At 43.7% G+C, this 12,261-nt stretch carries 7 protein-coding genes; 1 reads left to right on the top strand and 6 read right to left on the bottom strand.

Translation table 11 applies throughout. The features are described 5' to 3' along the window. The first annotated feature begins 54 nt into the window (after nucleotides 1-54). Nucleotides 55-1,131, top strand: coding sequence for a tyrosine-type recombinase/integrase (locus FCN80_RS24650; RefSeq protein ID WP_230492932.1), 1,077 nt, complete (start codon nucleotides 55-57; stop codon nucleotides 1,129-1,131). Nucleotides 1,132-1,338: 207 nt separating this feature from the next. On the opposite strand, the gene FCN80_RS24645 is transcribed toward FCN80_RS24650, so the two are convergent. The 6 genes from FCN80_RS24645 to FCN80_RS24625 all read right to left on the bottom strand — a co-directional run bounded on the left by FCN80_RS24645 (nucleotide 1,339) and on the right by FCN80_RS24625 (nucleotide 11,970). Further along, nucleotides 1,339-4,566, bottom strand: a complete 3,228-nt coding sequence (locus FCN80_RS24645; RefSeq protein WP_136992967.1) for a type I restriction endonuclease subunit R — start codon at nucleotides 4,564-4,566, stop codon at nucleotides 1,339-1,341. Between the two features lie 9 nt (nucleotides 4,567-4,575). Then, complete coding sequence (locus tag FCN80_RS24640; RefSeq protein WP_136992966.1) at nucleotides 4,576-5,820, bottom strand: restriction endonuclease subunit S; 1,245 nt, start codon at nucleotides 5,818-5,820, stop codon at nucleotides 4,576-4,578. 1 nt (nucleotide 5,821) lies between these two features. Continuing rightward, on the bottom strand, nucleotides 5,822-6,019 hold the full coding sequence (locus FCN80_RS27080) for a hypothetical protein (protein WP_230492931.1): 198 nt from the start codon (nucleotides 6,017-6,019) through the stop codon (nucleotides 5,822-5,824). Between the two features lie 17 nt (nucleotides 6,020-6,036). Continuing rightward, the gene (locus tag FCN80_RS24635; protein WP_230492930.1) at nucleotides 6,037-8,439 is read right to left on the bottom strand and encodes a type I restriction-modification system subunit M; all 2,403 of its coding nucleotides are present in this window, start codon (nucleotides 8,437-8,439) and stop codon (nucleotides 6,037-6,039) included. A 176-nt stretch (nucleotides 8,440-8,615) separates the two neighbouring features. Next, the gene (locus tag FCN80_RS24630; protein ID WP_104460847.1) at nucleotides 8,616-9,902 is read right to left on the bottom strand and encodes an McrC family protein; all 1,287 of its coding nucleotides are present in this window, start codon (nucleotides 9,900-9,902) and stop codon (nucleotides 8,616-8,618) included. Further along, entirely contained in the window at nucleotides 9,895-11,970 is a 2,076-nt protein-coding gene (locus FCN80_RS24625; RefSeq protein ID WP_136992965.1) for an McrB family protein, read from the bottom strand. Before FCN80_RS24625 ends, FCN80_RS24630 begins: the two co-directional genes overlap by 8 nt. Nucleotides 11,971-12,261 lie beyond the last annotated feature (291 nt).

Genomic DNA, 12,261 nt, shown 5'->3' with positions numbered 1-12,261 from the left:
TGAATAGCGTTTCATAACAGACTCCGTCGCCCCCATAAAGATTTTCAGTTTGGGGTGTCAACTATCCTGCCAGAGGGTGAAGCCCGTAAACTATTAGCTAATGGCGTCGATCCCAGTGAGAACAAGAAAGCCGTTAAGGTAGAGCTGGAGCAAGAGGCGATAACGTTTGAAGTGGTAGCCAGAGACTGGCACGCCAGCAATCAAAAGTGGTCTGAGTCGCACAGTGCTCGTGTATTGGAAAGCCTGGAAGATAATCTCTTTTCAGCCATCGGTAAGCGGAACATTGCTGAATTGAAGACACGGGATCTGCTTGTCCCCATCAAAGCCGTCGAGTCATCCGGGCGGCTCGAAGTTGCCGCCCGTTTACAGCAGCGTACTACCGCGATTATGCGCTTTGCCGTTCAGAGTGGTTTAATCGACTACAATCCTGCGCAAGAGATTGCCGGTGCGGTTGCTACGGCGAAAAGACAGCATCGTGCGGCTTTGGAGCTTAATCGTATTCCTGAATTACTTCATCGCATTGATCACTATTCCGGAAGACCATTAACCCGACTTGCTGTCGAACTTACCTTGTTAGTCTTTATCCGCTCAAGCGAACTGCGTTTTGCTCGCTGGTCTGAAGTAGATTTTGAAACGGCTATGTGGACGATTCCGGGCGAGCGTGAACCCTTAGAAGGTGTTAAGCATTCTCAGCGTGGTTCGAAAATGCGCACGCCTCATCTTGTTCCCTTGTCGCGGCAAGCTCTCGCTATTTTGGAAAAGATCAAAAGCATTAATGGAAATCGAGAACTGATTTTCGTTGGGGATCACGATCCTCGTAAACCCATGAGTGAAAACACGGTGAACAAGGCTTTGCGAGTGATGGGCTATGACACGAAAACGGAAGTCTGTGGGCATGGTTTCAGGACAATGGCATGTAGCTCGTTAATTGAGTCGGGATTGTGGTCGAGGGATGCGGTAGAGAGGCAAATGAGCCATCAGGAGCGTAGCTCTGTGCGGGCGGCTTATATCCATAAGGCGGAGCATCTGGGTGAGCGTAGGTTGATGCTGCAGTGGTGGGCGAATTACCTAGATGCGAATCGGGAGAAGGGGGTTAGTCCGTTTGATTTTGCTAAATTAAATACGGGCTGATTAAAAATAGTTTCTATTAGGCAAGCATTGGGCATGCCTTATTTTTTTGCTAATTTGCTAATTTGCTAATTTGCTAATTGCAGACACACGACTTAGCCAAGACAGTTGTAAGCATCCCGCATAACTTTTATCGAGTTTATGATGCAGCCCCTCAAAAAAAAACCTCAGCATAAGCCTGCCACACTTATGCTGAGGGAAGAATATCCATCACTTCACGACATCAACAACATCACTGCCACTTGAGAAATTATTCGTTTGTGCAAAAATGAACTGCTTTAAAAATTGATCAATACGTATATTCAACTTAAATGGAGATATGATTATGCCGTCTTGTTTTTCAAAATAGATCTTGGCTTTTGCCTTATCTACCGATTCTTTTAATGCATCGAAGCGACCAAAATCGTTTAGATTTTTTGTATTAACACTATCAATCATTAATGCTATGAGCAGTGCTTTATCTAAACCAAGAGCATTAACAACGGCATTTATTTGCGCATTTTCAGCGTTATCTTTGTAGATGTTGATGTAGTCTCTGAAAGTATGGCCTTCAACTAGCTGCGCATCGCCGCGCTGCAAGTCGTGCAAGAAGAGTTTGGCGTATTTCTGCTCAATTTGGGTGAGTGTTGCAAACGACTTGTGCAGTTCATTTAATGTGGATTCAATGCTTGCAGGGTCCTGGTGTTTGTTCAGCTCTTTTAAATATTTATCGAATCGGCTATTCATATAGTCGGCATCGATTTTGCCGGTATCTATTTCAGTTAAATAACCACTGATATCAAAAGGCACATCGCCACCACCTGCACCATCGTGCTCACCTTTGGCTGTTAATTCTTTATAGCGCAGGACCAGACTCAGGTAAGTTTGTTCGTCTATAGCTAGCGTTACTTCATGTTCTGCATTATTTTCAGTAAAGGAATAGACCGACTGTTCCCAATGGAAGCCTTGTACTTTAGCCGCTTCCAGGTGCTGGTTAAAGGTATTAAACAACTTGGCAAATTGGGCACAGGCTTCTATATCGTCTGGCAGTTTTTCAAAATTCTCCACGTCAGCGGTAACAAACAGCTCAGTAATGTCAGCTACTAATTCATTTATGGCTTTAAGATTGCTTTCTAACTTGTCAACAAACAAGCCGATAGGTTTATCGCCGGAATAGAGTTTTACCGCAGCATTAATGTGCTGCTCCATTGTATGTGGGTAGCGGTAATAACGGATGATGCCGTGGGGTTTGTCGGGACCAAACAAGCGATTGGTGCGTGAGAACGCTTGAATTATATTTTGGTATTTTATCACCTTGTCTAAATACAAAGTATTAAGCCATTTAGAATCAAAACCAGTGAGCATTTGATCCACTACAATCAATAAATCTAATTGTTTTGAAGGCTCGGTATGAATGCGTTCGTAAGGTTTTTTATGAGCAAGGCGTGCCGCTAAATCTTTTTTAAAAGCGGCGTGGCGAGCAAAATCAAAATCGTGGCCATAACGCTTATTGTAGTCACTCATGATTTCATCCAGCCCATCGCCTTTAAAGGTTGGGCCTCGGTCACCACTACCGTCGTTATCAATATTTGGGTCAAACAAGGCTGAGATTTTTAGCTCAGGTTTGGCCACTTTTAAACGCCGGTAATAGTCAATCGCTTCAGCGATGCTATTTGTGGATAAAATCGCGTGAAATTTATTGCCTTGACTGAGTACATCCCATTTATCTAAAATGTCACTGACGACTTTTTCCTGGTGGGTAGCCGTTAAATATTGGCTTTTAGGTACATAATCTTCAATGCCTTTATGGTATTTTCCTGTGGCATCTTTATAGCCAGCCATCGGTACGTCATTTAAAAAGTGATTAAACTTTTTCTTTTTTGCTGGATCAGCCATCGCATCAGCAACCGATTCAGCCTTGGCTTGTTCTAATGCAACTTCTTTCCTTAGATCACTATCTCTAAAAGTAGGTACTTTGTAAGGATCAAATCCCAAAACGTTACCATCACGTATACCATCTGCTATGCTATAGCGATGCAACTCGTTACCAAAAACATCAGCGGTAGTATTGCTATTGATTTTATTTTCATCATGAATCGGCGTGCCGGTAAAACCAAAAAAGAGTGCCTTAGGGAATGTTTTTTTAATGCTTACCAGCATGCCTAGTTTATTTTCTTTGCCTCCACTCATCGTCGAGCGATGTGCTTCATCAATAATAAATACCAGGCGCTTAGCACGGATTTTTTCTACATCAGCTGAATTTGTTGCTGTTCCCTCATCATCAGCTTCTTCAAAAATATTACTCATTTTTTGAATGGAGCTAACAATTAATGTATCGGAAGTTGCACTGCTTTTTAATTTGGTAATGAGTACATGAGTATTCTCTGTAGCTTGAACGGTTTCACCATCGCTAGCAAAATTGCGATATTCCGTCAGAGATTGGGTACCCAGCTCAATTCTGTCCATTAAAAAAATCACTTTATCGGCATCTTTCGATTGTGCAATTAACTGCGCCGATTTAAAACTGGTCATGGTTTTTCCCGAACCGGTAGTATGCCACACATACCCCCCGAGACGATCAGGGTTATTAGCGCTACCCAGCTGTTGCCAGTTGGTTTTGGCTACTTTGTCTGATATCGCATTGGCGGCGTAATACTGATAACTGCGCATTACCTTAAGCACGCCGTCGGTATCGTCGGCGACGGTATAAAAGCCAATCAACTGATGCGCCATAGGGATAGAAAGCAAGGTAGAGGCGATGTCTTTCCAGTAGTTAATGGGTTCGTTATTAAAATCGGCCCAGTTAAACTGATAATCGGGGTTAAACTTGCCGTCTAGTCCGGGGTTGGCAAAGTATTTGGTCTCGTTTGGCGCTATAGCCACAAATACCTGGATGAGCGAAAAAAGGCCGCTAAATAAGCCTTCTGTACTGTACTTTTCAATTTGGTTTACGGCCTGGCTAACCGGGATACCGCTGCGCTTTAACTCTACATGGATCACTGGCATACCGTTAATCAGTAGCAACACGTCACCTCGTCTGTCGTTACGCAAAGGGCTGCCGCGTTCAAATTTAGGCTGCTGTACTATTTGGTAACGGCTTTGACCTGCAGCAATTTCCTGGCGATCGTATATTTTTAAGCTGACTTCTTTACCCATATGCAAAGTATCGGCTGGGTTATCGCGCTTAATGGCCACTGTTTTGCCATTAATTAAGCCGTTTAGCTTGAGAGGGGTTTTAAGCTCTTTGATTTGTTCAATAATTTGCTGCATTTCAGTCGCGGTAAGCGGGACATCGTTCAAGCGATCCCGCTGGCGATTATTTTCAAACAAAATGGATGCCCAGTTTTGTAGCAAATCCGCTTCGGTTTTGTTTTTGAGTATCTCCGGCTCCCAACCTTTGTTGGTGAGTACCTCAATAAAGGCTTGCTCAAATTGTGCTTCGTTTTTGAAGGTGATCATGTGCACTCCCTATACAAACATTTTGCTCAAGCAGGCCTGCTTGATGTTATTGAGCTTGGTTATTTGTTGTTGGTGTTGGTTGATCAGTGCGTCGAGCTTTTGGAAATAGTTACCAATAACGTCTTGCTCGTTAAGTGTAGGCAGTAGCAATGGTAATTCGAAAAACACTGAGTCCTTAATCGAAAACCTATCGGCCCTAGCTCCAGTATCGCCATTAAGAAACATGAAAGTGTGCCAAAGCTTAGTCTGGAAAAAATACTCAATGAAAATGGTATTAACATCTTTTGTTCTAAAGACAGTATAAAGTGGAGACATTATGCCAGCTCTACCCAGAGTATTTCTATTGATAGGACCGCAAGGAGCGAGCGTTGATATTCTGGGGTTGTAGACAAAGTCCTCTGGCTGAACTACATAATATCCACCTATGTTATTGGAATTTGAAATATCTTTATCAAAGTAATCGCGCTGACTGATTATTCCAAACTCAGCGGAGTTGGTAAAAGTTTCAGAATAAATTACAGAAGTGTTTTTTTCAGTGATCTTGTCAGATACCTTACTTAGCTTCACCTCCTTCCACTCTCTACTAAATCCGTCAAAGCGAATATCTGGGACGGTTTTACCCTGTTTCGGGAACATTTTTTCCAGCATGGCTTTTTTAATGTTGTTAAGTTTATCATGCTTTTGTTGGTGTTGATTGATCAGCTCATCTAGCTTTTGGAAATAGTTGCCGATTTGGGTTTGCTCTTCGTCGTCGCATGTATTTATCGGCGTGGCTTTCGCTTGTTCAATTGTGTAGTGCGCAATCGTTCCTGTATGAGAAATACTTTTAATATGTTTTTTGAAACATTCGCTAAAGAAAAATGTATATAGAAAGTATCCATTGAACTTTTTATTGTTCTTTAGCCATAGCAAATCTGCATCTTTGAAATATAATGGATTATTATTCTGAACCAGGTAAGGAATACCAATCGAGCCACCACCGGTTATAAGTAGATCATCTTTTTTTACCCTGCCAATTTTCTCAGATAGATCTTGGTAAATCTCATGGGAAATATAGGCTTTAGTGTTCTCTTGCCCTTTGTAAATAGATACAACATCGCTTGTTCTAAAAAACGGAACACCTGCGTCAGTCCATTGCTCTTTATGTACTCTCGCAGCAGACCTAATATCAATTAATTCTCCCAAATTATTTTCAATCCACTCCCCACTAAACCCTTCAAAGCGAATTTCTGGTGCTTTGTTATCCACACTCATCTTATTCACCTTTCAATAAGTTGGTGAGTTCTGCCAAGCCTTGCATATCAAACTCATTACCTGTGAGCTTGCCCATCATCTCCGCCAGCTCTTGCTCGGTGGTTTTGATATTACTGGCTACTTGCGAATAGGTGATAGTGTATTTATCAGCAAGGGATTGTACCTGGCGGGTTAACTGGCTAATCACTGCGTTTGGCATACCAGCGAGTTCTGTGCTTAATGGTGCAATCCATTTAAGGTGCAGCAGGTTTTTAACTTGCCATCAGTTAATGTTTCGATGGTCGTTTTGGTTTTTAAGTGCAGGGCTGTGGCGGCATCTTTGACCGTTTTCTTAAGGTTTTTTTCTTCATCGATTAATATGCTCGCGTGAATGATTTTGGCTTCATAGCTTTCATCTTCGAATTTAACTTTGCTCTCTTTTTGTTCTTTCAAGAAGGCTTTGGCTGCTTTGCTTAATTCGGTATTGGCAAAGGCGTCTTTACTTTCTTTTACCGGATCTTGTTCTTTTTCTTCTTCGGTTAGGGATTCTAAAATATCTTCCAGCGTGCTGGTGATTTCCTCCAGGCGGGTTTCTTTAGCCGCCAGAGCCTGTAAGTCATTACTTAAGTAAGTTTGTTGCACTAAATCAAAGGGCAATATGCGGCCTTTCCATCCGTCTTGTACTTCAGTGTCCTGGCCGTTTTTTTTCTTTATAACAATGTAGGGGTCAACTTGTTTGGTGGCGGCAAAGCCTTCGGTTTGCATCATTTCTAAATCGGCGCTGATGAGTTGCCATTGGCTGTTTAAATATTGATAAGCTTGGTATTTGTCAATTAAGGCAATGGGGGCTAAGCGAGAAAATAGCTCGGCACTTAATACCGCCTCTTGCTGGTTGCGCTGTACGCTTTGCCAGTTTTGTATTAACTCGGTGTTTAGGTGGTCATCAAAGCCATTAAAGGCCTGGTTGTAGGCGCTGATAAACTCTAACACTTGCGGGTGCCCGCTAATGAGGGCGTTGACGTCTTGTGTGTCAATGGCCAGCTCACTGTAAGCGGTGGATTTAGGTTTAAACAGAGCGCCGTGCAATTGCGGAAACGCTTGCCAAAAATGGTGTAGCTCGGCAATTTCCCTATTGGGAATACCGCCGAGCATGGTGGCGTGTAAATCCCAGCTTTCTGCCGCCGCTGAAGAATCCACATAGCGTGGTATGTTGAGATTGTAACCATTGTCGCGCAGGGTTTCTTTACTCACCAGTTGTGAGAATTTGTCGATACTCTTTCGGTTAATCACCGCATCAGTAATGCGCTTGATATCACTGGCTTGCAGTTTGTTGTTTTTGCCTTCTTTCATAAAGTGTTTGGAGGCATCGACCACCAATACATCGGTGTTTTGGCGTTTTTGCTTGAGTATCAAAATCACCTTAGGAATGCCGGTGCCAAAAAAGATATTGGCCGGTAAACCAATAATGGCATCAATATGATTCTGTTCAATCAGTTGTTTGCGAATTTCACCTTCTTCACCACCACGGAACAAGACACCATGAGGTAGCACGATAGCCATAATGCCATCGGGCTTTAGGTGATAGAGGTCGTGCAGTAAAAAAGCAAAATCCGCTTTGGTTTTAGGTGCCAGGCCAAAACGTGAATAGCGCGGATCGCTCTCTTTAAAGCTGGGGTCCCAGTTTTGTGAGTAAGGAGGGTTGGACACCACGGCATCAACATGTAAGGCGTAGTATGAGCCTTGAGGATCGCTGTCATCAAAATACGGCCAATCCTCTTCCAGGGTGTCGCCATTACGGGTTTTAATGTTGCTGGCTTTAATTCCGCGCATGATGAGGTTCATACGGGTTAGGTTGTAGGTATTGGCTTTTAACTCTTGGGCGTAATAGGTGATGCAGTCTTTATTTTTCGCGTATTTCTCGAACGCCTCACCGATATTGATCAGCAACGAACCAGAACCGGAAGTAGGGTCGTAAATTTTGATGGTATCTTTGTGTTTTAACTCATGGGCGATGATGTTCGACATCAATACAGAAACTTCATGAGGCGTATAAAATTCACCCGCTTTTTTACCCGCATTGGCGGCAAATTTTTCAATCAGGTATTCGTAAATATAGCCCAGTACGTCATACCCTAGATTGCCGTTCATCGGGATGCTTTTGATCAGGTGTAGTAAGTCGCTGATGGCTTTGGTACGTTTGCCCGCACTTTCACCCAGTTTGCTTAAACCTGTTTCTAAGGTGGTAAAGATACCGTCAAACAGTTTTTTGTAAGTTGGCGAAATCAAACGGCTAAAGGCCGAAAGCGCATCACGTACGTTAGATTCGTTAAATTCGGACGTTGGATCAATCCATGTAGAAAACAGATTATCGTAGGCAATAAAGTAGCCCAAGTTGCTTTGCACGTATTCAACGGTGTCGGCGTCTTCTTCATTCAGGGCTTTGATGTCTTCGGGTGTCATCCCTTGTCTGGTGACAAACTGCACCAACTGGTCGCTTAGGTACTTGTAGAAGATAAAGCCGAGTATGTAGTCTTTGTATTCGTTGGCTTCAATTTTAGACCGCATCTGGTTGGCAGATTCCCAGATTTTTGCCGCAATCTGTTGTTTATTAACTATAAATCCTGTTAAAAGCAATTCCAATTCGAAAAGGGCTGTTTTAGGGTTTTGATTGTACTTTTGATAAGAGCTTCTTGCTAGCGGCAGGGCCTTCGAGTCAGGGTTAATGAGGGACTACTGTCTCCATTCCTATCAACACAACCACTTTGTCTGAGACAGCGTCGATGTTTTGGACTGGCCCATTCCAAATGGCTTAGTCACTATGTAGTTAACACATCACTCGCCCACATCATCCTCTCACCGCGTTTTGCCATTATCCTGTATGGCACAACCCATAATTTTAAAGTTTCTGAAAAAGCAAAGTGCTGCGGTATCGGTTGGCTAAAGTCATCATGCGCAGGGTAAATCAGGTACATTTCGCCTGTTCCGCCAAGGTATTTTTGGCCGTAAGCAAACATTTGATAGAAGTCGGATTGCGCTAGTCCATAAAGTGATTTTTTTTGCTGGCTGCTATTCACCTGCTTCCATTTTGTATCCATCACCATTTTGGTTTGAATCGGATGCCGAGATTGAATCAGCAAGTCTGGGCGAAGCTTAAAGCAATCTTTAAGTCCATGCTTTACCAAAGAATAAGTTGCTGCTTGAGGATAAACTTTTAGGTGAGAAGGTAATTCGTAGGGTAGGGTCTGTGCCACAAAGGATTCAAATACCGCTTCCATAGGAAACAAAAGTGATATCGCTTTGGTGTTTCCCTGCAATGCACTTGGGCTCATTCCTCTCAGGATCAACTGCGCCCAAGCCATTGGCTCGCTGTAATGAGTCATACCACGCTCAATGCGTAAGCTGTTCATATCGCTCTCAATATCCCTACTAAGTGGAATACCGTCAAAAGCAAAGCGCAGTTCGTAAAGCCAGCGTTGATTCTCTGATGACAGCTTCAGACTAAGTAACTTATCCAGTGTGGAGTGTAAGAGCCGATTGGCAGCACAATCAGGCATATACTCATCATAATCGACACAAAACTTATGGCGATTTACCGCGTTATGTCGTAGCTGTGCAGAGAGCATCAGCTTGCCCTTCATAAAAGCCAGATTACCTTGCTCGCTCACATAGTCGGAGCATAAACCTTGTTTAAGCAATTGGCTGACGCTTTGCAAAAATTGGCTGATAAAAATCTCGAGCAAAGGCATGCGTTGTGCCTGAAGAGTGGCCTGCTGGGTTTGAATATGTCGAAACCCAGGCAGGTGACTTAGCATCGTAATGAATGTTTCTCGCGCACTCGCAGCCGTGAGGTTTTTACCAATCTTGGGCAGTATCTCAAGCTGGATACCGTGAGGCGTAGAAAGCATCCCCGCGTAGTTTTGCACCTGCAGCAATTTGAAACCTGAACGAGAGGTGAGTTTGAGAAACTGGCTTCCTTGATCACTTGTTAGGCTAAGTGTTTCTAAATAATCAAAGACCTGTTGAGGCACCAGCTTTGCGCCAACTGAAGCCGCTTTTCCACTCCCCAGCAGGTCATATTCAAAAACTGAGATAACTTCACCCATGGTTTACGGCCTGCTCATCAGGAGTGGTCTGCTGTGGCTGATAAATTGAACGATAAGCCTGTGGCATATTCCAGACCTCTTGATCAAATGCTTCGAGCTCGTAAGCTGTCGATTGCTGATCATGGCGTCGTAAACCATGGTTGTTACCAAAAAGCGTATCGAGATCGTCGGTTTTCTCAATCACGAATTGCAGGCTGTCGTCTTGTTTCTGGTTGTCTGCCAGCACTAGCCTGATCTTGTTCCAGTCATCGAAAAAGTATTCCTGCAACAGGGGAATGATCTTTTTCTGGAATACGATCTTCAATTGTTTAAACGCGGCTTCTTCATCACCGGTATCGAGTGCATTTTTTACCGGCATAAAGAATGCATGTCCCAGTGTATGTTCACGATCGTAAAGCGCTTCGATGCGGCTATTGAGTTTTTCTAACAACGACTCAAGCTCTATGCCTTTCACCTTAGCTCCACTCAGTAAAGAGAGATCAGGCATCATTTCGACAAAGTCAAAGCGACGGCGCAAAGCCGTGTCCATCAGAGCCAAAGAACGGTCCGCTGTATTCATGGCTCCGATGATGTCGACATTGGTGGGTACGCTAAAGTGATCACCGCTATAAGACAGTTGCAGGCTCATTGCATTGGACATACCCGCACGCTTGTCTACTTCAATGAGTGAGATTAGTTCACCAAAGATCTTGGATATATTGCCGCGATTGATCTCATCAATGAAAATGGCGTAGCGATGTGCTGGATCGGCATTGGCACGCTGACACAGCCGCATAAAGATACCCGGCTCAATAGGGTAAGAGATGTTGCCACTTTCGTCAGCGCGAGCGCGGATACCCTCAATAAATTCTTCATAGCCGTAAGATTGGTGGAACGTAACCACCGCAAAACGCTGGATGGCTTCGGCAGATTTAGGGCCTTGTTTTAATTCTGCGTAAAGAGTAAGTAGCTCATCCACTTGCTCTAACTGGGATTCGACCAAAAACCATTCACTATCGGCAGTTTTGTCGAAGATCGCAGGTTCACGACGACCTTTGTACGCAACAGTAGTTGATCCTGGAATGGTGAAGGATTGTAACGTCGCCCAGGCAGTTTGAGAAAAGTTGCTACTACGGCCATTTAGCAGCGCTTTGCGTTGGAACCACTCGTGTTCCGTCATTTGGCGAACTTTGGCTCGTTTCCCAAGATCGAGCAGCACCAGCGTTATAACCTGCATCCAGTTCAACGATTCAAGGCGAGAATCCAGCCAGGCATCACGATCAGCAGGAACTGCATGAGAAGTGTACTCTTTCATTTTTTGCTGCAACGTGAAGGACTTGCCAGTGCCTGGGGGGCCAAAGAAGATCACGTTAGTTGGTGAATGTGGAATGGTCTTGTTCTCGATGGGCTCACTGCAGGTTGTGGATGTTGTGCTAGCTACTTTCTCCTGCTTTTGTTCATTATCGCGTTCACGGAGCAATTCATAGAGATGCCAGATGGCCATATTCACGTAATAAGGATCTGTGTTAGGAGATTGGGCGTGTATGGCTTGTTTCAATTCATAGTTTTTCTGTAACCAATTTCCGGTCAGTACCAAACCGAGATGGAAGTGTTGATTTAGGAATTCTGCTGCTTTATTGAAAGCATTCTCATCCACTGTACTGGTGTAGTTTTCTGGCGAGAACGCGGCAAAGACACGATTTCTTAAACTCCAATACATGCGCTTAAGCTCTCCGGTCTCTTTGGCCTGCTGCAGCGCACTGCCTACATATTGGTAGGTAGTTTCATTCGGTTGCTGACGAACACGTTCGGTGAGTTCTCTAAGCAATGGGAGGCTTTGCTGATATTCTGCTAATGATGGAACGCCCTGACGAATACTGGCAATACCGTTATCACGTTCATACCAGAGCCTCTTAACTAAATAATCCGTTTCAGGCTCAGCAAAAGTTGAGGTTTGTTGTAGCAAGGTCGTAAATTCACGGTATCGCTGATCCCACTTAGAAGCTGCGTAATTTTTATCTTTCGCCAAGGTTTCAATCAATTCACTGATCGTCAGCTTGCCTGCTTCAATACTATCAATAAGACCCATCGTAATTTTTCCTTTGATGCCACATTTCTTACAAGGTAGCCAATGAGCTGTTTTATGATCTATCTTACCAAGCATGAGTTTGCAGCCAAGTGCCATGAGTAAGATTTTCAATGGAAAGTACAGTTTTGACATGTCATTGAATTGATTGCTCTCAAACGAGTTTTTGGCATCTTCACCTTAAGTCGCGATTATCAAGTTACTTTGTTGTGCTGAAGGTAATCCCCCCGAAAAACCGGTGTGTTCATAAGTAGAATTTTCTCGTAACCTGAATCGGGGAGATCTCTATGAAAA

Source organism: Martelella alba, assembly GCF_005217455.1.
GTDB lineage: Bacteria > Pseudomonadota > Gammaproteobacteria > Enterobacterales > Enterobacteriaceae > Acerihabitans.
Note: the sequence above shows the minus strand (reverse complement) of the source record. Positions and strands in the feature narration are given on the sequence as shown.